The 20,366-nt window shown below is 72.5% G+C and carries 20 protein-coding genes and 1 pseudogene; 12 read left to right on the top strand and 9 right to left on the bottom strand.

Annotated elements, in window-relative coordinates; genetic code table 11:
- Positions 1-130: 130 nt before the first annotated feature.
- Together ACVKXF_RS00375 and ACVKXF_RS00370 are read right to left on the bottom strand one after the other, a co-directional pair.
- Positions 131-1,375 (bottom strand): glycoside hydrolase 5 family protein, encoded by a 1,245-nt coding sequence (locus ACVKXF_RS00375; RefSeq protein WP_456794502.1) that lies wholly within the window; start codon positions 1,373-1,375, stop codon positions 131-133.
- 13 nt (positions 1,376-1,388) lie between these two features.
- Positions 1,389-2,438, bottom strand: a complete 1,050-nt coding sequence (locus tag ACVKXF_RS00370) for a LacI family DNA-binding transcriptional regulator (RefSeq protein WP_340197878.1) — start codon at positions 2,436-2,438, stop codon at positions 1,389-1,391.
- 122 nt (positions 2,439-2,560) lie between these two features.
- Between ACVKXF_RS00370 and ACVKXF_RS00365 the strand changes: the two genes are divergently transcribed.
- From ACVKXF_RS00365 to ACVKXF_RS00345, 5 genes are read left to right on the top strand one after another with little or no spacing between them, the layout of a single operon-like run.
- Positions 2,561-3,850, top strand: coding sequence for an ABC transporter substrate-binding protein (locus ACVKXF_RS00365; protein ID WP_456794501.1), 1,290 nt, complete (start codon positions 2,561-2,563; stop codon positions 3,848-3,850).
- A 30-nt stretch (positions 3,851-3,880) separates the two neighbouring features.
- Complete coding sequence (locus ACVKXF_RS00360; RefSeq protein WP_340197877.1) at positions 3,881-4,819, top strand: carbohydrate ABC transporter permease; 939 nt, start codon at positions 3,881-3,883, stop codon at positions 4,817-4,819.
- Between the two features lie 38 nt (positions 4,820-4,857).
- Entirely contained in the window at positions 4,858-5,712 is an 855-nt protein-coding gene (locus ACVKXF_RS00355; RefSeq protein WP_123293697.1) for a carbohydrate ABC transporter permease, read from the top strand.
- Positions 5,709-8,009 (top strand): glycoside hydrolase family 3 protein, encoded by a 2,301-nt coding sequence (locus tag ACVKXF_RS00350; RefSeq protein ID WP_456794500.1) that lies wholly within the window; start codon positions 5,709-5,711, stop codon positions 8,007-8,009. Before ACVKXF_RS00355 ends, ACVKXF_RS00350 begins: the two co-directional genes overlap by 4 nt.
- A complete protein-coding gene (locus ACVKXF_RS00345; RefSeq protein WP_456794499.1) occupies positions 7,997-9,280 on the top strand; it encodes a glycoside hydrolase family 125 protein in 1,284 nt (427 codons plus the stop codon). The genes ACVKXF_RS00350 and ACVKXF_RS00345 overlap by 13 nt, the downstream gene beginning before the upstream one ends.
- A gap of 39 nt (positions 9,281-9,319) precedes the next feature.
- Here ACVKXF_RS00345 and pgm read toward each other — a convergent pair whose 3' ends face one another.
- The 7 genes from pgm to ACVKXF_RS00310 form a co-directional block, all read right to left on the bottom strand.
- The gene (gene pgm / locus ACVKXF_RS00340) at positions 9,320-10,939 is read right to left on the bottom strand and encodes a phosphoglucomutase (alpha-D-glucose-1,6-bisphosphate-dependent) (RefSeq protein ID WP_340197873.1); all 1,620 of its coding nucleotides are present in this window, start codon (positions 10,937-10,939) and stop codon (positions 9,320-9,322) included.
- A 92-nt stretch (positions 10,940-11,031) separates the two neighbouring features.
- Entirely contained in the window at positions 11,032-11,277 is a 246-nt protein-coding gene (locus ACVKXF_RS00335) for a hypothetical protein (RefSeq protein ID WP_123310162.1), read from the bottom strand.
- A gap of 127 nt (positions 11,278-11,404) precedes the next feature.
- Positions 11,405-12,067: a class I SAM-dependent DNA methyltransferase gene (locus ACVKXF_RS00330; protein WP_123310160.1), complete on the bottom strand. Its 663-nt coding sequence runs from the start codon at positions 12,065-12,067 to the stop codon at positions 11,405-11,407.
- Entirely contained in the window at positions 12,068-12,697 is a 630-nt protein-coding gene (locus tag ACVKXF_RS00325) for a TIGR04282 family arsenosugar biosynthesis glycosyltransferase (protein WP_340197871.1), read from the bottom strand.
- On the bottom strand, positions 12,694-13,488 hold the full coding sequence (locus ACVKXF_RS00320; RefSeq protein ID WP_456794498.1) for a glycosyltransferase family 2 protein: 795 nt from the start codon (positions 13,486-13,488) through the stop codon (positions 12,694-12,696). The genes ACVKXF_RS00325 and ACVKXF_RS00320 overlap by 4 nt, the downstream gene beginning before the upstream one ends.
- 210 nt (positions 13,489-13,698) lie before the next feature.
- The gene (locus tag ACVKXF_RS00315) at positions 13,699-14,769 is read right to left on the bottom strand and encodes an NAD-dependent epimerase/dehydratase family protein (protein WP_456794497.1); all 1,071 of its coding nucleotides are present in this window, start codon (positions 14,767-14,769) and stop codon (positions 13,699-13,701) included.
- On the bottom strand, positions 14,766-15,668 hold the full coding sequence (locus tag ACVKXF_RS00310) for an MTAP family purine nucleoside phosphorylase (RefSeq protein ID WP_456794496.1): 903 nt from the start codon (positions 15,666-15,668) through the stop codon (positions 14,766-14,768). The genes ACVKXF_RS00315 and ACVKXF_RS00310 overlap by 4 nt, the downstream gene beginning before the upstream one ends.
- A gap of 105 nt (positions 15,669-15,773) precedes the next feature.
- On the opposite strand from ACVKXF_RS00310, the gene ACVKXF_RS00305 reads away from it, so the two are divergent.
- From ACVKXF_RS00305 to ACVKXF_RS00275, 7 genes and pseudogenes are all read left to right on the top strand, one after another.
- The gene (locus tag ACVKXF_RS00305) at positions 15,774-17,000 is read left to right on the top strand and encodes a molybdopterin molybdotransferase MoeA (protein ID WP_456794495.1); all 1,227 of its coding nucleotides are present in this window, start codon (positions 15,774-15,776) and stop codon (positions 16,998-17,000) included.
- Positions 16,997-17,557: a cyclic pyranopterin monophosphate synthase MoaC gene (gene moaC / locus ACVKXF_RS00300; protein WP_456794494.1), complete on the top strand. Its 561-nt coding sequence runs from the start codon at positions 16,997-16,999 to the stop codon at positions 17,555-17,557. Before ACVKXF_RS00305 ends, moaC begins: the two co-directional genes overlap by 4 nt.
- Positions 17,554-18,066, top strand: coding sequence for a MogA/MoaB family molybdenum cofactor biosynthesis protein (locus tag ACVKXF_RS00295; protein WP_456794493.1), 513 nt, complete (start codon positions 17,554-17,556; stop codon positions 18,064-18,066). The genes moaC and ACVKXF_RS00295 overlap by 4 nt, the downstream gene beginning before the upstream one ends.
- Entirely contained in the window at positions 18,063-18,512 is a 450-nt protein-coding gene (locus ACVKXF_RS00290; RefSeq protein ID WP_456794492.1) for a molybdenum cofactor biosynthesis protein MoaE, read from the top strand. Before ACVKXF_RS00295 ends, ACVKXF_RS00290 begins: the two co-directional genes overlap by 4 nt.
- Positions 18,513-18,546: 34 nt before the next feature.
- A complete protein-coding gene (locus tag ACVKXF_RS00285) occupies positions 18,547-19,143 on the top strand; it encodes a hypothetical protein (RefSeq protein ID WP_456794491.1) in 597 nt (198 codons plus the stop codon).
- Between the two features lie 97 nt (positions 19,144-19,240).
- Positions 19,241-19,639 (top strand): PLDc N-terminal domain-containing protein, encoded by a 399-nt coding sequence (locus ACVKXF_RS00280; protein WP_456794490.1) that lies wholly within the window; start codon positions 19,241-19,243, stop codon positions 19,637-19,639.
- Positions 19,640-19,897: 258 nt separating this feature from the next.
- A pseudogene (locus ACVKXF_RS00275) lies at positions 19,898-20,366 on the top strand (ATP-binding cassette domain-containing protein); the annotation flags it as partial.

Raw genomic sequence — 20,366 nt, 5'->3', positions numbered from 1 at the left:
AAAGTTACATCTGCCGCAAGTGGTCGGTCGCTCAGGAGCGGCTTCCTGTGTGGATCGGCAGTCACGGTACGCCCGGATCGCGGGCTCGGTGACGAACGCGGTCAGGGCCGGGAGGCCCGGCTCGGCCCCGTCAGACCGCTGCGGTCTCCACGACCCGGGTCACACCCCGTGCCGCCAGCGCCGCGGGCTCGGCTGCGGTCCGGCTCGTCACGACGGTCACGGCCTCGCCGGCGGCGCGCAGTCGGTGCCAGTGCTCGAACACCGAGCCGCCCGGCGCCAGGTCCGTCCGACGGAGCGGCAGGTCGGCCTCGTCGACGTCGACCACGACGGCACTCGTCCGCGGGGTCGGGGCCGGAGCGGAGCGCCGGGCATCGGCGACGACCTCGGCGTAGCGACGACCGAGCGGCTTCACGCGGTTGTCGACGTCGAGCAGGCCGAGCGAGTACTCCAGGTCCTTGAAGTCGCCGAGGTCGCGGGAGACGTCGTGTGAGCACCACCACGTGACCGCGTGCAGGCGCTCGGTGGTCAGGGCCGCGGCGACGGTGCGCTCGAGGAACTCCGGCATCTCGGATTCGGCGAGGTGCCGGTCGGGGGCCCCGACCTCCTGCAGCCAGACCGGTCGGTCGAGGTCGGTGGCGAAGGCGCGGGCCAGCTCGATCATCCACTCGGCGTGCCGAACGGACTCGTCGGAGAGTGCGCCGTACCGACCGGCCACGCCGTTGAAGATCCAGGAGTGCACCGTCGTGACGTCTCCGAGTCGGCTGGCGTGCGCCGGCACGAACGGGTGGCCGTCGCGGTACCAGAGGTGGTCGTTCTCGGAGTGCGTGACGACGTGCCGCGGGTCCTTGTCGCGGGGCGCTCCGAGCAGGGACTCGAGCCAGTGCGTCACCTGCGCGGTGTCGGCCGGCATCGCGGCGGGGTTCGGCGGCTGGAACTGGTTGAGTTCGTTGCCCAGGGTCAGACCGGTGAAGTTCGGGCGGTCGCGCACGGCGTCGTACACGGCGGCGACCAGGGCGGCCTGCGCGTCGATCGCCGGCTGGTCGGTGAACATGTTGCCGTCGTGCCAGTTCACGAGCCACGCCGGGATGAAGTCGAACCCGGACATGTGCCCCTGGACGACGTCGACGCTGGCGTCCAGCCCGAACTCGGCGGCGATGTCGACCACCAGTGCCACGTCGTCGAGGGCCCGTCGTCGGATGAGCGTGCGGTTCGGCTGCAGCGTCGGCCACAGCGGGAACAGCCGGACGTGGTCGAGGCCGAGGGTGGCGATCGCCTCGAGGTCACGGCGGATCGCGGACTCCTCCACCGACTGCCACTGGAACATCCAGTCGGTCGAGGGCACGTAGTTCACGCCGAAGCGCGTGGCGGTGGTCATCGGTCTCCTTCGGTCAGGGAGCGGTGGCGGCGGTGGTGGGCGCGGGGCCGGTCGAGCCGCGGACGTGCAGGGCGCGCCCGCCGACCTCGGCATCGTCGACCTCGTCGCCACGGACGAGGCGTTCGACCAGGGCCACCGCGGTGCGGGCGGACTCCTCGACGGGGGCGTCGAGGGCGGTCAGCGACGGACGCACGATCGACGAGACCCACGAGTCCTCCCACGCGACGACGGACAGGTCCTCGGGCACGCGGACGCCGAGCTCGGGGGCGTGTGCGATCACCTCTGCCGCGATCGCCTCGCCGTCCAGGACGATCGCGGTGGCGCGGTCGAGGCGGGCGAGCAGGTCGGCCACCGGGTCCTCGGCGTCGGCGCGCCACCCGAGCACGAGCGCGTCCACGCCCCGACGCGCGGCCGCGGCGGTGAAGCGGGCATCGCGGGCGCCGGTGTGGGCGAGCGCCGGGCCGTCCCCGACGCGGGCGATCCGGCGGTGCCCGAGCGCACCGAGGTGGTCGAGCAGGGACTCGGTCGCGTCGGCGTCTCCCACGGTGACCGCCGGGACGGTGCTGCCGGGGATCGGCGCGCCGAGCATGACGGCCGGGGCCGCCAGGTGCTGCAGCATCGGGATGCGGGGGTCGTCGGTGCGGACGTCGACGAGCAGGAAGCCGTCGACCCGCTGCTCGGTCCACCACTGGCGGTAGACGGCGGCTTCGTCGTCGGCCTGCACGAGGGTGACGGACAGTGACCACCCGATCGCGGCGAGGGGCTCGGTCAGGCCGGCGATCAGCCGCATCGTGAACGGGTCGCGCTGGAAGGTGTCGCGCGAGCGGGCGAGGACCAGCCCGAGGCTGTGCCCCGCGTTGCCGGAGAGCTTGCGGCTCGCCAGGTTCGGCCGCCAGTTCAGGTCGTCGGCGGCCTTGCGGATGCGGGCCGCGGTGGCGGCCGAGACGTTCGGCCGGCCGTTGAACACGTGCGAGACCGCCGAGGTCGAGACGCCGGCGCGCTTGGCGACCTGCGCGATGGTCACGCGGCGGCGGTCGACGGCTCCGGCGGTGGTGTCGCTCATGCCGTCGAGCGTAGAGGCTTGACCACCTCGTGTAAAGCGGTATACGTTGCTCGTCACCTGAAGTACACCGCTGTACCAAAACGCATCGCGACCGCTCCACCATCCACTGCCAGGGAGGCACCGTGACGGACGGCATCAGTAGGCGCACCCTCATCGGAGCCGGGCTCGGCGCCGGCATCCTCGCGCCGATCCTGGCCGGGTGCAGCGCGCTCACCCCGGCCTCGAGCGGCCCGGGCACGCTGAGCGTGCACACCCAGCTCAGCGGCGCGGTCGCCGGCGCGCAGACGTTCACGGACGTCGTCGCCGCCTACCGTCGTCGCACGGACCGCAAGGTCGCCCTGCTGTCGAACGGGTCCGACCTGCCGATCGTCTTCGAGACGAGCTCGCTCGCCGGCAAGGAGGCGGACGTCGCGATCGTGAACATGGTCGGGCGCACGTTGTCCTGGACGGGCGAGGACGCCACGATCGACGTCTCCCGGTACCTCGACGAGTGGGACCTGCGCGACAAGATCATCCCCGAGGCGCTCGAGGAGTGGACCGACGACCAGGGGCGACTCCGGGCGTTCCCGTTCACCCGGACGAACTGGCCGGTGTCGTACAACACGGCACTGCTCGAGGAAGCCGGCGTGAGCGAGATCCCGACGACCTCGGACGCGCTCATCGCCGCCGCCGACCGCCTGCGCTCCGCGGGCATCGGGCCGGTCACCGTCGGCGGGTCGGACTGGAGCGGACAGAAGCTCCTCATGCAGGTCATGCAGGGGTTCGTGTCGCAGGACGAAGCGGCGAAGGTCTTCTCCACGGGCAGGATCTCTGAGAGCGCCGGTGCCGTCCGCGGCGTCGAGCACTTCGTCGAGCTCCGCGACGCCGGGGTCTTCGTCGACTCGGTGCAGGGCTTCACCTCGGACTCCGAACTGACGCAGTTCACCACCCGCAAGGCCGCCATCGTCCCCGCGATGTCCTCCGCCCTCGCGCTGGTGTCGAAGGAGCGCGCGAAGGAGGTCACCGTCGGTGGATGGCCGGTGCCGTCGAAGGACGCCGCCATCGCGCACCCGAGCGTCATCAAGAGCTACAACGGCCACGGCATCTGGATCAGCGAGAACGGCCGGGCGAAGCTCGACCTCGTCAAGCCGTTCGTGCAGTCCCTGTACTCGTCGGCGGTGACGAGCGAGTTCATCCTCGACTCCGGCCGGGACATGAGCCGGATCACCGACACCGTCAGCCGCGACTTCCCGCTCGTCGCCCAGGCGTCGAAGCTCACCGACGACCAGGTCACCCCGGTGATGCTGCCCGACCTGCTCGTGCCCGACTCGGCCTACGAGCCGATGATCCGCGCGACCAGCCTGGCCTACGGCTCGGGCACCTCGGCCGAGCGCATCATCGACCTCTTCGAGCGCGCCTACACGGCCGCCTGACCCACCCGACCCTGCGAGAAGGAGCTCCCCATGGCAGTGCTCGTCGAGGAACCACCCGTCCGGTCGGCGTCGAACCCGCCCGGGCCCGTCCGCCGCGGATCCCGCGCCGTCGGCACCGGTCGCGGCAGCTTCCCGACCTTCGCGATCCCGGCGCTCGTCTGGTACGGCCTGTTCATGATCGGGCCCGTCGTGGCCATGATCGTGATCGCCTTCCTGAGCTGGCCCGGCATGCTCGTCTCGCCGACCTTCGCGGGGCTCGACAACTTCCGGGTGCTGTTCTCCGACGAGACCTTCTGGGCCGCGGTCCGGAACAGCACGGTCCAGATCGTCGTCGGCCTGCCGATCATGATCGTGCTGGCGTTCCTGCTCGCCTTCCACGTCGTGCAGAAGCCCCGCGGTCACAAGGTGCTGCGCTACCTGCTCTTCATCCCGGCACTCATCTCGGCACCGGCCACGGCGATGATGTTCTACGCGATGCTGAACCCCGACGGCCTGGTCAACGGGGTGCTCGCGACCCTCGGCATCGGCGGCAAGGCCTGGCTGGCCGACCCCGCGACCGCCCTCGGAGCGCTCATCGTCGTCGACCTGTGGGCCGGCATCGGCTACTCGGCGGTGCTCATCGCGAGCCGGCTCGACGGCGTCGACACCGAGGTCGTGCAGGCCGCCCGCATGGACGGCGCGGGGTCGTGGCGGCTGGCGTGGGGTGTGTACTGGCCGATCGCGCGGGACTTCATCGGGGTCGTCGCGATGCTGCAGTTCCTGTCGATGCTCTTCAGCTCGGCGCAGAACGTGCTCCTGCTGACCCAGGGCGGCCCGGGCACCGCGACCACGACGCTGTCGTACCTCGTGTACCAGAAGGCGTTCGTCGACACCGACCTCGGCTACAGCCAGGCGGTCGGCGTCGTCCTGTTCGTGCTCGGACTCGCCGGGATGTTCGTGATCCGCCGCGTCCTGCGCAAGACCCACTGACCTCGACGTCCCTGACCGACAGACCCCGGGAGACCACCATGGCGAAGCCCACCGCCGGCATCCGGCTGCGAGACCGGATCGGCTCCATCACGAGCGGCACCGTGGCGTGGATCTACGCCGCCCTGCTGATCCTGCCCTTCTACTACTTCGTGGTGTCGTCGTTCAAGGACAACGACGGCATCTTCGAGTCCCCACTGGCGCTGCCGGCGTCGTGGGACCTGTCGAACTTCACCGAGGCGATCCGCCAGGCCTCGCTCGGACCGGCGATCGCGAACTCGGCGATCACGACGGTGGCGGCCCTGGTCCTGACGCTCGTGCTCGCACTGCCGGCGTCGTTCGCCCTCGCCCGGGCCACCGGTCGCGCGGGACGGATCGTCGAGGGGCTGTTCTCGCTCGGGTTCCTCATCCCGTCGTTCGCGGCGCTGTTCCCGACGTTCCTCCTCGCCGCGGGCATGGGGCTGTTCCACACCCGGACGTTCCTCGTGCTCCTGCTGCCGGCGACCGCGATGCCCCTGGCCGTCGTGATCCTGACCCAGTTCATGCGGACGATCCCGCGCGAGCTGGAGGAGGCCGCGTCGATGGACGGCGCCTCGGCGTGGCAGGTGATGCGCCAGGTGTACCTGCCGATCTGCATCCCGGGCATCGCCACCGTGCTGCTGCTGAACTTCCTGTCGTTCTGGAACGAGTACCTGTACGCCCTGGTGCTCATCGGGCCGGACACCGCGCAGCGGACGATCCAAGTGGCGCTCCCGACGCTGAAGGTCGACGCCGGCACCGACTACGGGATGCTCATGGCCGGCACGCTGTTCACGCTGCTGCCGGTGTACCTCGTCTACTCGATCCTGCAGCGCCAGATGCAGCGCGCCCTGGTGTCCGGAGCGATCAAGGGATGACCGCGCACCCGACCGCGAGCAGCCTCGACGTCCGCGCCCGCATCGGCCAGCTCAACCAGCGTCTGAAGGGCTGGGAGGCCGTCCGCTGGGTCGACGGCCGGCCGCGGATCACCGACGTCCTGCGCGCCGAGGTCGACCGGTGGGGTGGCATCGGCGCGGTCTACGGCGTGCTCCGTGCCGACCCCTGGTCCGGCGTGCACTGGGGCAACGGCATCCCGCCCGAACGCTCCGCCGAGGCCTACGCCGCCGTGCAGGACCACGTCGTCGCGCACAGCGACGGTGGTGTCCCCACGCTCTTCGTCGAGGAGGTCCCGCACGGGCTGCAGGCCCTCGGCGGCACGACGGTGCCGGTGAACCTCGCGCTCGGCGCCGCCATGGACGAGCAGCTCGTCGAGGAGCTGGCCGCCGCGGTCGCCGCCGAGGTCCGGGCCCGCGGCACCCACGTCGCCCTCGTCTCCGGGCTCGACGTCCTGCGCGACCCCCGGTGGGGCCGGAGCGAGGAGTGCTGGTCGGAGGACGCCGCGCTCGCCGCGATCATGGTCGCCGCCACCGTGCGCGGCATGCAGGGTGGTGGCCCCGGCCCCATCGACGACCGACATGTCGCGGTCGTCGCGAAGCACCTGGCGGGGCAGGGCGCCGGCATCGGCGGTCGCAACGGCTCCGGCGCGCCGATCGGTCGTCGCGAACTCGCCGAGGTGCACCTGCCGCCGGCGCTCGCCGCCGCACGCGAACACGTCGCCGGGTTCATGGCGGCCTACAACGACGTCGACGGGGTGCCGTGCTGCGGCAACCGCGACCTGCTCACGACCACGATCCGCGACGCGTGGGGCTGGGACGGGCTCGTCATGGCCGACGGGACCGCCGTCGACCGGCTGCGCGACGTCACCCCCGACCCGGCCTCGGCGGCTGCGCTCGCCCTGCGTGCCGGGGTCGACCTGAGCCTGTGGGACGAGGCGTACACGCACCTCGACACGGCGCTGGACCGCGGCTCGGTCAGCACCGAGGACCTCGACCGTGCGGTCGACCGCGTGCTCGCCCTCAAGCGCCGCGTCGGCCTGCTCGGCACACCGGAACCGGCACCGGCACACGTCCCGACACCGGGACCCGTGCCGCCCGCCGAGGCACTCGAGCGCACGACCATCGCGCTCGCCGAGCGTGCCGCCGGCCGCGCCGTGGTCGCCCTGGGCGGAGCGCTGCCCGCGATCGCGCCCGACGCTGTCGTCGCCGTGGTCGGCCCGAACGCCGACGACGTCGACGCGCTCCTCGGCGACTACGCACCGCCGAGGCCGCCCGTCGACCCGGGCGCGGCCACCGTCCGCTCCGCCCTGGAGGCCCGGCTCGGCCCCGCCCGGATCCGCACCACCCGGGGCAGCGGGCTCCGACACCCCCTGCCGGGCCCCGACGGACTCCTCGCGGTCCGCACCGCGCTCCTCGGCGCCGACGTGGCGGTGGTCGTGCTCGGCGGGTCGAGCCGGCGCGCCTACGACGACGGCTTCGAGGACAACGGTGCCGTCAGCGGTCCGGCACCGGACACCACGAACGGCGAGGGGGTCGACCTGGCCTCGATCGCCGTGCCCGAGGCGCAGCTCGACGTGCTCCGCGCCGCTCGCGAGAGCGGTCTGCCGGTCGTCGCGGTCGTCGTCGACGGTCGCCCGCGGGTCCTGACCGAGGTGCTCGCGCTGGCAGACGGTGTGCTGGTCGTGCCGTTCCCGGGGCCTTCCGGCGGTCGTGCCGTCGCGGACGTGCTGTTCGGCGCCCCGGCCGAGGGGCGGCTCCCCGCGACCTGGCCCGGCGCCGACGGCGTCCTGCCGGTGGCGCACGACGAGCGGCTCGAGACGGCGCGCGGCTACGTCGACGTGACCAGCCGTTCGACCGTGACCGGTGCACCCGGGCCGGGCGACGGGGTGGACGTCCGTCTGGCGGAGGGGAGCGACGCGGTGACTGCCGTGCGCCTCCTGGCCGGGGGGACGGTGACGGTCCCGGTGACGGTGCGCAACAGGTCGGACGCGCCCCGTCGGGTGTCGGTACCCCTGTGGGGGCGGCGGCGGGAACCCGGTGTCCGACCGCGGCGACGGCGACTGCTCGCCCTGGTGACGGTCGACGTGCCCGCTGGCGGGACCGTCGACACCGCGTACGCGCTCGGACTCGATGCGCTCGGCACGTGGGACGCTGGTCTCCGGCTCGGTGCACGGCCGCTCGAACTCGACTGCTGGACGGACGACGTGCTCGATCCACCCGGGTCGACGCGGACCGTCCGCGTCACCGACGGACAGGAGTCAGTGCGATGGGTGTCGTGACGCGGACGCAGCTCGAGGAGATCACGCCGACGCTGGTGGCGGCCGCCGACCGGGTCCGCGCCGCGGTCGGCGCCCAGGTCGGGGACCGGGTGGAACGCGCGCTCGTCCGGACGCTGCGGGACACGATCTCGCTCGACGACGACGGCGCCTTCGTCATCACGGGGGACATCCCGGCGATGTGGCTCCGCGACTCGACGACACAGATGACGCCGTACCTGCGGTTCGCGGCGGACGACCCGGCGCTCGCGGACCTGCTCTGGGTGGTCGTGCGGCGGCAGTTCCGGCTGATCGAGCACGACCCGTACGCGAACTCGTTCAACCGCGAGCCGAACGGCGCGCACTACGACCCGGACGACCTGAACGCCGACCCGCTGGTGTGGGAGCAGAAGTACGAGGTGGACAGCCTGGCCTACCCGGTGACGTTCGTGCACGCGCTGTGGCGGGCGACCGGCTCCACGGCGGTACTCGACGAGCGGGCGCACCGGGTGTTCCGCACGATCGTGGCGCAGTGGCGCGCCGAGCAGGACCACGACGCCTCGGCGTACCGGTTCGTGCGCGACGGGGCGATCCCGACCGAGACCCTGGCGCGTGACGGCCGCGGTACCCCGGTCGCCGTGACGGGCATGACGTGGTGCGGGTTCCGCCCGTCGGACGACGCCTGCACGTACGGCTTCAACGTGCCCGCGAACCTGTTCGCCGCCGAGGCGTTGCTCGCCGTCGCCGCGATCGCCCGCGAGGTCTGGTCCGACACGGGGCTGGCGGACGACGCCGACGTGCTGCGCGCGAGCATCCTGGACGGCGTCCGGCAGCACGGCATCGTGCCCGGGCCGGCGGGTGCGGACGTCTACGCCTACGAGGTCGACGGCCTGGGCGGCGTGCTGCTCATGGACGACGCGAACACGCCGTCGCTGCTGTCGCTGCCCCTGTCCGCGCCGTCGGTGCTCGACGACGCGGTGTGGGCGGCGACGCGGGACTTCGTGCTGTCACCGGCGAACCCGTACTGGTTCAGCGGCACCGCGGCCGCCGGGGTCGGCAGCCCGCACACGTTGCCGCAGCGGGTGTGGCCGATCGCCCTGGCGGTCGAGGGCCTCGTGTCCGGGTCGCCGGCGCGCCGTCGGGAGCTGCTCGACGTGCTCGTGGCGACCGACGGCGGGACCGGCGACATGCACGAGTCGTTCGACGTCGAGGACCCGTCGCGGTTCTCGCGCCCGTGGTTCTCGTGGGCGGACGCGATGTTCTGCGAACTGGCACTGGCGGCGGCCGAGGACTGATCCTCGGCCGCCGCCAGTGCGGGTCGCGCGGGTGGTCGGCTAGGCGCCGAGCGCGGCGTCCACGATCTCCTTGGCCTCGCGCTGCACCTGCTCCAGGTGCTCCTGCCCGACGAAGCTCTCGGCGTAGATCTTGTAGACGTCCTCGGTGCCGGACGGCCGTGCGGCGAACCACGCCTTGTCCGTCACGACCTTGACGCCGCCGACGGCAGCGTCGTTGCCGGGGGCCTTCGACAGCTTGGCCGTGATCGGGTCGCCGGCCAGGGTCTCCGCCGTGATGGCCTCGCCGTCGAGCTTCGACAGGCGGGCCTTCTGCTCCTTCGTGGCGGCGGCGTCGACGCGCTGGTAGACCGGGTCGCCGAAGCGCTCGGTCAGTTCGGTGTACAGCTGCGAGGGGGTCTTGCCGGTGACGGCGACGATCTCGGACGCCAGGAGCGCCAGGATGATGCCGTCCTTGTCGGTCGTCCACGCGGTGCCGTCGGTGCGCAGGAACGACGCCCCCGCGGACTCCTCGCCACCGAAGGCGACGGAACCGTCGATCAGGCCGGGCACGAACCACTTGAAGCCGACCGGGACCTCCCACAGGCGCCGGCCGAGCGACTCCGCGACGCGGTCGATGATGCTCGACGACACCAGGGTCTTGCCGATGGCAGCGTCGTCGCGCCAGGCCGGACGGTGTGCGTAGAGGTACTCGATCGCGACGGCGAGGTAGTGGTTCGGGTTCATCAGGCCGCCGTCGGGCGTGACGATGCCGTGCCGGTCGGAGTCGGCGTCGTTGCCGGTCAGGACGTCGAACTCGTCCTTGTGCGCCAGGACCGAGGCCATCGCCGACGGGCTCGACGGGTCCATCCGGATCTTGCCGTCCCAGTCGAGCGTCATGAACGACCAGGTCGGGTCGACGTCCGGGTTCACGACGGTCAGGTCGAGGCCGTAGTGGTCGCGGATGAGGTTCCAGTAGGGGAGCGAGGCGCCACCGAGCGGGTCGGCGCCGATCTTCACCCCGGCGCGCTTGATCGCGGCGATGTCGATGATGTTCTCGAGGTCGGCGACGTAGGTGTGCAGGAAGTCGTAGCGGTCGGGGGTGGCGTGCTCGGTGCGCTGCACCTCGGCGTTGCCGCCCTCGATGATCGCGTTCGCTCGGTTCGCGATCCAGCTCGTGGCGTCGCTGTCGGCCGGTCCGCCGTGCGGCGGGTTGTACTTGAAGCCGCCGTCGCGGGGCGGGTTGTGGCTCGGCGTGATGACGATGCCGTCCGCGGTGTCGGGGTTGCCGGCGCGGTTGTAGCGAATGATCGCGTGGCTCAGCGCGGGGGTCGGCACGTAGCCGTTGTCGCTGTCGGCCAGCACGTGCACGCCGTTGGCGGCGAGGACCTCGAGTGCGGTGCGCTCGGCGGGGCCGGACAGCGCGTGGGTGTCGCGCCCGATGAAGAGCGGGCCGTCGGTGCCCTGCGACTGCCGGTACTCGACGATCGCCTGCGTGATCGCGGCGATGTGGGTGTCGTTGAAGGCGGAGTCGAGCGAGGAGCCGCGGTGTCCGGAGGTCCCGAACACGACCTGCTGCTCGGCGACGGAGACATCGGGCACACGGTCGTAGTAGGCGGCGACGAGCGCGTCGATGTCGACGAGGTCGTCTGCGGTCGCGGGGGTGCCGGCGCGGTCGTTCATGGGTCCATCCTGGCATCGCGCACCCGGAGACGTCCGGCCGGCGTACAGCCCGGGCCGCAGAGCGCGGGCCGGGCCGTGTCCGCCGGTGGGGGTCAGGCGGTGCGGAACGAGCCCGTCGCCGTCCGGAACGAGCCCGTGGCGGTGCGGGTCGACGCGGTCCAGGTGCCGGGACGCGACCGCTGCGTGTCGGTGAAGCGCCCGAGGCGCCCGGTGATCGGCGCGCCCGTGTAGGTGCCGACCGAGTCGGTGGCGCGGGTGCCCGTGAAGGTCCCGCGCTCGTCACGTCCGCCGAGCCCGGACACGAAGGTGCCGCCGAACGGGAAGGTGCTGTTCGTCATGGTGGTCTCCTCGATGTGGTGGCGGCATCGAGGATCGCCGGTCCGACGACCCTGACGCCGTCGGCTGGAGACACCACCGTACGTGACTGTCTTGCATCATGCAAAACAAGTGCACGAACGTGCGCGATCAGGCCAAGAGCTCGCAGAAGCTCCGGCCCGCGACCGTCCAGCTCTGCCGCGCCACGAGGCCCGCGTCCGCCGCGTGCCGGTGCAGCGCGTCGAGCCCGACCTCGGCCCAGGGGAACCCGGCGCTCTCGTGGCCGTCGGTGTCCACCACGCGGGCGGTGTACACGCGGTCGGCGAGGGGGTCGGGGTTCGTCTCGACGATGACCCGGCCGCCGGTGCGGACGATCTCGCCGCAGCGCTCCAGCAGCGCGGCGGGGTCGCCGCCGATGCCGATGTTGCCGTCGATGACCAGGGCGGTGTCCCAGTGCCCCTCGTCGGGGACGGCGTCGAACACCGACCCCTGGATCGCGGTGCCGCCGGATCGCTGGGCGATCGCCACGGCCTCGGCGGAGACGTCCACGCCGAGTGCGGGGATGCCGCGGTTGCGCGCGGCCACGAGCATCCGACCGGGGCCGCAGCCGATGTCGATCACGGGGCCGTCGGCGTCGTCGAGCAGCGAGCGGTCGACGCGGTCGGCCGCGGCGCTCCAGCGGCTGACGTCCATCGTCGTCACGACGTCGGGGCGGTCCGGGTCGGTCAGCCGGAGCCGTCCGTCCGAGCGCAGGGCCCTGGCGTACGGCTCGCCGCCGCCGGCGCCGAAGGAGACGGGTGCGTGCATGGTCATCTACAGACTCCCCACGGTCTCGGCACGGAGTGCCTGGGTGAAGCCGGACTCCGGCGCGATCTCGGCGACCCGCTCCGCGTCGGGCACGGTGTCCACGTCGAGCAGTTCGCCGAGGATGCCGACGTCGAGGCCGGCGTCGGTGAGGCGTGCGAGCTGGACCGCACCGGTGTCGTCCTGGGACATCGGGACGCCGCGCAGCAGGTCACCGGTCGGGTCGTGCAGGTAGAGCGACCAGAAGCCGCCGTCCTCGGCGGGGCCGAACCAGGCGCCGCGTTCCGGCTGGTCGAACACCGGGGCCAGGTCGTCGGCCGACACCTGCGGGGTGTCCATGCCGACGAGCAGCAACGGTCCGTCGATCGCGTCGAACAGGAAGCCGAGGCGCTCGTCGAGACCGCCGCCGGGCTGGTGGAGGACGTCGAAGCCGTCGGCCGACTCCGGGACGACGTCGCCGTCGAAGAACAGCACGCGGCGCTCGGCGGGCAGGGCGCGGACGGTCGACAGGGTGTCGGCGAGGCTCGCGGACGCGACACGGGCGGCACCCTCGGAGGAGAGCGCCGGGGTCAGCCGGGTCTTCACCTTGCCGGGCAGGCACTCCTTCGCGACCACGGCCACGGTGATGCCGGCGGTCATGCTCGCGTCCCCTCAGCCGAGGCGGTGACGGGTGCGGAGCCGGGCCGTGCCGCGGAACCGGTCGGGGCGGTGGAGCCGGCCACGTGACGGACGGAGGCCGGTGCGACGACCCGGACACGGGCCTCCCGGCGGTAGGCGCGCAGCAGGCGGGTCATGTCGCGGACCGCGTTGACCGTGCCGCGGAGCGTGCCGGTCACCTTGCTGTCGCCGATGCGCTGCGCGTAGCCGATGTCGGACTCGTCGACGCGCCAGCCGGCCGCGTGCGCGGCCAGGACCATCTCGAGCGGGTAGCCGCTGCGGCGGTCCTGCAGGTCGAGGGAGACGAGGTCCTCACGACGCATCACGCGCATCGGACCGAGGTCGCGCAGCCGGTAGCCGGTCGCACGGTGCATGAGGACGGCGAGGACGCGGTTCGCGAACCGGGCGTGCGGCGCCCAGGCGCCCTTGCCGGTCGGGACGCGCCGGCCCAGCGCCAGGTCGACGCGGCCGCTGGCGACGCGGTCGACGAGCGGCGGCAGTTCGGCGGGGTCCATCGACGCGTCGGCGTCGCAGAAGGCGACGAAGTCCGCGGTGGCCGCACGGACGCCGGCGGCGCAGGCGGAGCCGAAGCCCTTCACCGGTTCCGTGACGACGAGGGCGCCGTGGGCGCGCGCGACGTCGGCGGAGCCGTCGGTCGAGCCGTTGTCCACCACGATCGCGCGGTAGCCCTCCGGCAGGCGTGCGATCACCTTCGGCAGGGCATCGGCCTCGTCGAGGCACGGGAGGATGACGTCGACACTCATGTCCGTCATTCGGTGCCGTTCGTCAGAACGACGGGTCTGTCCTGTCATGCACTCGACGTAACACGACGACGCGCGGCGGGGTACAGGAAACCTGTACCCGCTGGTCAGTCAGCGCACTGTTCCGCGGCGCGGTCCCCAGAACGGGGGACAGGCGCGCTTCGTGAGCAGAAATGGTCGGGTCGCGTCCGGCGACCCGACCATTCCTGCTCACGAAGCGGGCTACTTGACGGCGCTCCGGAGGGGAGCGGTGGCGAAGTCGCGCATGCCGGCCGCGAAGTCGACCTCGGCGCGCCAGCCGAGCTCGACGGCGATGCGGTCCGAGCTCGCCGTGACGTGGCGGACGTCGCCCAGGCGGTACTCGCCCGTGACGACCGGCTGCGGGCCGTCGGGGCCGGCGATCGCCGCGGCCATGTCGCCGATCGTGTGCACGACGCCGGACCCGACGTTGTACGCGCGGAACGAGTCGGCGGGCAGGTCGGCGGTCGCAGCGATCGAGGCGGCGTTCGCCCCGGCGACGTCGTCGACGTGCACGAAGTCCCGGCGCTGGGCACCGTCCTCGAACACGCGGGGCGCCTCGCCGCGTGCCAGTGCCGAGCGGAACAGTGAGGCGACACCGGCGTAGGGGGTGTTCGCGGGCATGCCGGGTCCGTACACGTTGTGGTAGCGGAGCGCGATCGCCCGGCCGCCCGTCGCGCGCGCCCAACTCGAGGCCAGGTGCTCCTGCGCGACCTTCGTCTGCGCGTACACGTTGCGGGGGTCGAGCGCGGCGGACTCGTCGATCAGTCCGGGCAGCAGGGGGTGGCCGTCCGGGCCGATCGGGTCGAAGCGGCCGGCGTCGAGGTCCTCGCGGCGACGGGCCGGCGGCCGGACGGGCTGGCCGTCGGACGTCGTGTACGCGCCCTCGCCGTAGACGACCATCGAACTCGCGACGACGAGCCGGCCGATGTCGTGCCGGTCCATGCCGGCGAGGACGTGAGCGGTGCCGGCGTCGTTCGACGAGACGTAGTCGGGGGCGTCCTGGAAGTCGACGCCGAGGCCGACCTTGGCGGCCTGGTGGCAGACGACGTCGACGTCGTCGAGCGCGGCGTCGAGCGAGACCCGGTCGCGGACGTCGCCGTGCACGAACTCGATGCCCTGCTGCTGGTGGGCTCGGACGACTTCGCCGGGATCGCCGTGGACGTCGTCGCGGAGGGAGTCGAGGACGCGGACCTCGTGGCCGTCGGCCAGGGCGCGGCGGACGATCGCGGAGCCGATGAAGCCGGCGCCGCCGGTGACGAGGAGGCGGCTCATGCGGTGGCACCCGTGGTGGCGGCGCCCGTGGTCGGCTGGGCCTGCATGATGCTGGCGCTCGCGCTGGTCGGGACGAGTTCACGCGGGGTGAAGTCGGCGGGGATCGCCCCGACGATCTCGCCGATGGCGCGGACGATCACCTCGTTGGCGCGGGCGAGGCGTTCCATGACGAGGGCGTGGGTGACCACGGCCCCGGCGTCGTCGACGTCGGCGCCGCTGGCTGCGGCTGCGGCCTCGTCCTCGGTCGGGGCCAGGCCGGCGTCGGCGTCGGTGACGAACGACAGGTTGACCGTGGCGATGCCGAGTTCGGCGGCGAGCGGGACCTCGGGCGTCATCGTCATGTTGATGGTGTGGCCGCCGGCCTGGCGGAGCCAGACGGACTCGGCGCGGGTGGAGAACCGGGGACCCTGGATCACGACGCACGTGCCGGTCGGACGGAACGGCACGTCGAGTGCGGCGATCGCCTCGACGGCCGCGCGCCGCAGCGTGGGGTCGAAGGGGTCGGCGAACGACAGGTGCTGGACGTCGTCCTCGAAGAACGTGTCCGCGCGGCCGAAGGTGCGGTCGATGAGCTGGTCGGTCACGACGAAGGTGCCGGGGGCGTAGTCGGGGTGCAGGCCACCGACGGCGCTCGAGGAAACGATCGCCCGGACCCCCAGGGAGCGGAGCGCCCAGACGTTGGCGCGGTGGTTGATGCGGTGCGGTGCGACGGAGTGCTCACGACCGTGCCGGGTGAGGAAGGCGACCCGACGGCCGGACATCGTGCCGATGCTGATCGGGCTCGACGTCGGGCCGAACGGCGTCGGCACGTCCAGTTCCTCGGCGGTGCCATCCTCGAACAGCTGGTAGAGGCCGGAGCCCCCGATGACACCGATCGTCACGGCTTCGTCGTTCTCCACAGGTCCTCCGAAAGGTCGTCGGCGCGGTCTGCGCGCTGGATACGCTACTGACGCCGGCCCCGGACGAACCGGGAGCGGCGACACCATCCCTGTTCGGAGGCACCTGTGCGAACGATCGGTCAGCACCGCGACGACCTGGCGGCGCTGCTCGCGCCGGTGGTGGCGGGCCTCGGAGCTGCGTCGTGGCGGATCGACGACCTGGCCGTCGACGGCCGCGCCGGTCACGGGCACCGCGTACTCGCTGCGCCCGTCGCCTCGCCGGTCCCGTTGCCGCCGTTCGACAACAGCCAGATGGACGGGTTCGCGGTCCGGGCGGCCGATGCCGGGCAGGACGTCCGGGTCGTCGCACCGATCCCGGCCGGGGTCGTGCCCACGCCGCTCTCCGTCGGCACAGCGGCACCGATCATGACCGGTGCGCGGATCCCTGACGGCGCCGATGCGGTCTTCCCGGTGGAGGCCACGTCGCCGGGGTCCTTCCCGGCCGCGCTCGACCTGGGGCACGTCACGGTGCCCGCTGACCTCGTGCCGGGCACCTTCGTGCGAGCGACCGGCAGCGACCTGGCCATCGGTGCGTCCATCGCTCCGACCGGTGCGCCGATCACCCCGGCCCTGCTCGGCGCGCTCGCGTCCGCCGGAGTGTCCACCGTGCAGGTCCGCCGCCCGCTGCGGGTCCTCGTCGTGTCGACCGGGTCCGAACTGCAGGGCGCCGACGCCGACGCGGCGACGATCGGTGACGCGAACGGCATCGCACTGCGAGCGGCGCTCGCCGAGGTCGGGGCTTCGTCCCGCGCGGTCCGGGTCCCCGACGACGTCGACGCGTTCGTGACCGAGCTCGACGACGCCGTGGGGGAGTGGGCCGACCTCGTGCTCACCACCGGGGGGATCAGTGCGGGCGCGTACGAGGTCGTGCGGCAGGCACTCGAACCCCGCGGGCTCGCCGTCACCCCGGTCGCGATGCAGCCCGGCGGGCCGCAGGCGTTCGGCAGCGTGGTGCTCGCCGGTCGCCCGGTGCCCGTGGCCTCGTTCCCGGGCAACCCCGTCTCCGCACTCGTCTCGTTCGAGGTCTTCCTCCGTCCGCTGCTCGCGCCCCTCGTCGGACTGCCGGCCGACCGCGCCGTGCTGCACCTGCCCGCGGCCACGGCTGCGCAGTCACCGGGTGGCAAGCACCAGGTGCGACGCGGTCGGGTGTCCGACGGTGTGGTCCACTTCGTGGGTGGACCGAGTTCCCACCTGCTCGCGCACTACGCGGCAGCCACGCACCTCGTCCACGTCCCGGTGGGGGTCGACGCCGTCGAACCCGGTGACGTCCTGACCGTCTGGAGTCTCCGATGACCGATCCCGTCGACACGTCCGGCGTGTCTGATCCGTCCGACGCGGCCGATCCGTCCGACGCGGCCGATCCGTCCGACGCTGCCGAGCAGGCCGACCTGTCGCACGTGCGCGCTGACGGGTCCGCGCACATGGTCGACGTGTCCGCGAAGGACGTCACCGACCGCTCGGCGACCGCCACCGCCACGCTCGTCACCCGGCCCGACGTCGTGGCCCGCATCCTCGACGGCTCCCTGCCGAAGGGCGAGGTCATCGGGACCGCCCGCATCGCCGCGATCATGGCGGTGAAGAAGACGTCCGACCTCATCCCGCTCTGCCACCCGCTGCCCATCGCCGGCGTGCAGGTCGACATCACCGGTGCCGACGACCGCGTGCTGATCGAGGTCTCGGTGCGCACGACGTCGCGGACCGGCGTCGAGATGGAAGCGCTGACCGGCGCGAGCGTCGCCGCACTGACCGTGTACGACATGGTGAAGGCCGTCGACCGAGCGGCCTCGATCACGGACGTCCGGGTGCTCGAGAAGCACGGCGGGCGCTCCGGGGACTGGAGCAACCGATGACCTCGCAGCCGACCAGGGGCCGTGCCGCCGTCGTGGTGGTGTCCACGCAAGCCGCCGCCGCCCCCGCACTCGACCGCACCGGGCCCGTCATCGCCGGGTGGCTCCGCGAGCGGGACTTCACCGTCGCCGAACCCGTGATCGTCCCCGACGGCGGGGCCATCACCGAGACCGTGACCGCCGAACTGCTCGCCGGAGCCCGGATCGTCGTCACGACCGGGGGAACCGGCGTCACCCCGACCGACCGGACACCCGAGGCCGTCGCACCCCTCATCGACCTCGAGCTGCCGGGCATCCTCGAAGAGGTCCGTCGTCGGGGCCTCGCCGGAGCCGGTCCGACCGCACTGCTGAGCCGCGGCATCGCCGGCATCAGCACCGGTGGAACCCTGATCGTCACCCTGCCCGGGTCCCGCGGCGGCGTCGCGGACGGACTGGCCGTACTCGACGGGCTGGTCGATCACGTGCTCGCGCAGGTGCACGGCGAGGGCCACGCACCGCGGAGTGCATCGTGACCGCGTCGCCGGCCCGGGCACCGGATGCGCGCGTCGTCCTCGCCGACGTCGTCGACCGGGGGATCACCGTCGACGAGGTCTCGGCCGCCGTCGCCACCGAGCAGGACGGCGCCGTCGTCACCTTCGCCGGCGTCGTCCGCGACCACGACGGCGGCAAGGGCGTCACCGCCCTCGACTACGAACGACACCCCAGCGCCGGCGACGTCATCGCCGAGGTCGCCCGCACCGTCGCCGACGCCCACCCCGACGTCCGGATCGCCGTGCTGCACCGCGTCGGGTCGCTCGGCATCGGGGACGTCGCGCTCGCCGCAGCGGTGGCGTCGTCCCACCGGGCGCAGGCGTTCGCGGCGTGCGGCGAGCTGGTCGACCTGGTGAAGGAGCGCGTGCCGATCTGGAAGCACCAGCGGTTCACCGACGGGACGGACGAGTGGGTCGCGGCGCTGTGATGGATGCTCAGGTAAGGGTGGTTGAGTCGCACCGGTGACCGAGACGCAGACAGCTGCCGACCAGCGGTGGGCCGACGCGGAGACCCGGGCGCGGGCATTCCTCGCGCAGTCGCGGAATCACCGCGTCCTGCCCATCCGCGGGTTCGTGCTGGCTGTCGCCCTGACGTTGGCGCTCCTGGTCGTCATCAGCTTCACACTGCCCCCGGGCTCCGACGCACGGCTGACGCTCTCCGCCATCGGAGCCGGCATCGCGGTCCTCGTCTTCGTCGCAGAGGTCATCCGGGCCGTCCGGTTCCGACGCCGTGTGGGCCTCGCTGTCGTGCGTGTCCAGGTGCTCGCGTCGTTGCTGCAGCGCGAGCAGCGTGCGGTGTCCCGGGCAGCGACGGGCAAGACGGAGGCGCCGGCGGATCGACGGATCGTGGTCGACGCCGTCGCGACCGATCTGGCGAGCGGCGACGGTCTCCCGATGCTCGCCGGACAGCTGGTGGTCTGGTCGGCGCTCGCCGTCTCAGGGGTGACCTTCTGGCCGCTCTACCTCGTCGGAGTCCTGGTCGCGGCTGTCCAGTTCGTGTGGACCACCCGCTCGGCAATGCTCGCCCAGCGGTACCTCGCTGCGTCACCGACATCGTGAGCACCGAGCGCGCCGACGCCGACCCTGTGCACCTTCGCAACCGCGACGCTCGTTCGGGGCATGGTGAGACTCCAAGCGGATCCATAGAATCGCGAACATGAGCGTTCTGCTGCCCGGGATCACCGTCATCCTGTTGGTCTTCGCCCTGATCGACATCCTGACGAAGAACGACGACCAGATCCGCGGCCTGCCGAAGATCGCGTGGGTGATCCTCGTGATCCTCGTCCCCGTCGTCGGCAGCATCGTCTGGTTCGCCATCGGCCACGACTGGGCACCGGGCGAACGGAACCACGGCCGCTACATCGAGCCCGCCCGCCACGAGGACCGGTACGCCACCCTCGGCGACGCCCGCAGCGCCCACGGCGCGAAGCGCGTGACCAGCACGGAGCAGGAGCTCGCCGAACTCGAGCGCGAGATCGAGTACTGGGAGGCGCAGGCCCGCCTGAAGCGCGCGAAGGAAGCCGCGGGCGAGGGTGACGCCGCACCCGCGAACTGACGCACCGCCCAGCGGAGCTGAGCCGGCCCCGGGGAGCTGACCCGGGCCTCCCGGCTGACGCGCCGGCGCACCGTGCGCGGTCCGTCGACTGGTGCGAGGTTGCGCGCTCCGTGCGCCGCTACAACCTCGCACCGAGCGGGCAACCTCGCACCACTCGAACAAGCGCGCACCGTGCGCCCGGCCCCGCCCGGCCCCAGCCAAACACCCCAACCACCCACCCCGCACCGACCACCCCGCCACGCCGCCTACCCTTGACGCGTGGCACATCTCCTCGGCGCCGAGAACCTGCATCTCGAGTTCCCCACCAAGGTCGTCTTCGACAACGTCACCCTCGGCATCGACGAGGGGGACCGGATCGGCGTGGTCGGACGCAACGGTGACGGCAAGTCGACCCTGCTCGCGCTGCTGTCCCAGCGCCTCGAACCCGATGACGGCCGCGTCACGCACCGCCGCGGGCTGACGGTCGGCTACCTGGACCAGCGCGACATCCTCCCCGAGGGTGCGACCGTCGGCAGCACCGTCGTCGGTGACCTGGAAGAGCACGAGTGGGCCGGCGACCCGAAGATCCGCGACGTCATCGGCGGCCTGGTGTCGGACATCCCGTGGGACGTCAGCGTCGACGAGCTGTCCGGTGGGCAGCGCCGCCGCGTCGCACTTGCCCGGCTGCTCGTCGGTGACTGGGACGTCCTGTTCCTCGACGAGCCCACGAACCACCTGGACGTCGAGG

It is taken from the genome of Curtobacterium sp. PvP017, from assembly GCF_054060195.1.
This window is presented reverse-complemented; position numbering and strand designations above follow the sequence as displayed.

Coding starts and splice junctions, on each gene's coding strand:
- ACVKXF_RS00330 (WP_123310160.1), bottom strand. CDS start 12,067: ATGACCATGCACGCACCCGTCTCCTTCGGCGCCGGCGGCGGCGAGCCG.
- ACVKXF_RS00345 (WP_456794499.1), top strand. CDS start 7,997: ATGGGTGTCGTGACGCGGACGCAGCTCGAGGAGATCACGCCGACGCTG.
- ACVKXF_RS00295 (WP_456794493.1), top strand. CDS start 17,554: ATGACCTCGCAGCCGACCAGGGGCCGTGCCGCCGTCGTGGTGGTGTCC.
- ACVKXF_RS00350 (WP_456794500.1), top strand. CDS start 5,709: ATGACCGCGCACCCGACCGCGAGCAGCCTCGACGTCCGCGCCCGCATC.
- moaC (WP_456794494.1), top strand. CDS start 16,997: ATGACCGATCCCGTCGACACGTCCGGCGTGTCTGATCCGTCCGACGCG.
- ACVKXF_RS00370 (WP_340197878.1), bottom strand. CDS start 2,438: ATGAGCGACACCACCGCCGGAGCCGTCGACCGCCGCCGCGTGACCATC.
- ACVKXF_RS00280 (WP_456794490.1), top strand. CDS start 19,241: ATGAGCGTTCTGCTGCCCGGGATCACCGTCATCCTGTTGGTCTTCGCC.
- ACVKXF_RS00315 (WP_456794497.1), bottom strand. CDS start 14,769: ATGAGCCGCCTCCTCGTCACCGGCGGCGCCGGCTTCATCGGCTCCGCG.
- ACVKXF_RS00355 (WP_123293697.1), top strand. CDS start 4,858: ATGGCGAAGCCCACCGCCGGCATCCGGCTGCGAGACCGGATCGGCTCC.
- ACVKXF_RS00320 (WP_456794498.1), bottom strand. CDS start 13,488: ATGACGGACATGAGTGTCGACGTCATCCTCCCGTGCCTCGACGAGGCC.
- ACVKXF_RS00360 (WP_340197877.1), top strand. CDS start 3,881: ATGGCAGTGCTCGTCGAGGAACCACCCGTCCGGTCGGCGTCGAACCCG.
- ACVKXF_RS00335 (WP_123310162.1), bottom strand. CDS start 11,277: ATGACGAACAGCACCTTCCCGTTCGGCGGCACCTTCGTGTCCGGGCTC.
- ACVKXF_RS00325 (WP_340197871.1), bottom strand. CDS start 12,697: ATGACCGCCGGCATCACCGTGGCCGTGGTCGCGAAGGAGTGCCTGCCC.
- ACVKXF_RS00375 (WP_456794502.1), bottom strand. CDS start 1,375: ATGACCACCGCCACGCGCTTCGGCGTGAACTACGTGCCCTCGACCGAC.
- pgm (WP_340197873.1), bottom strand. CDS start 10,939: ATGAACGACCGCGCCGGCACCCCCGCGACCGCAGACGACCTCGTCGAC.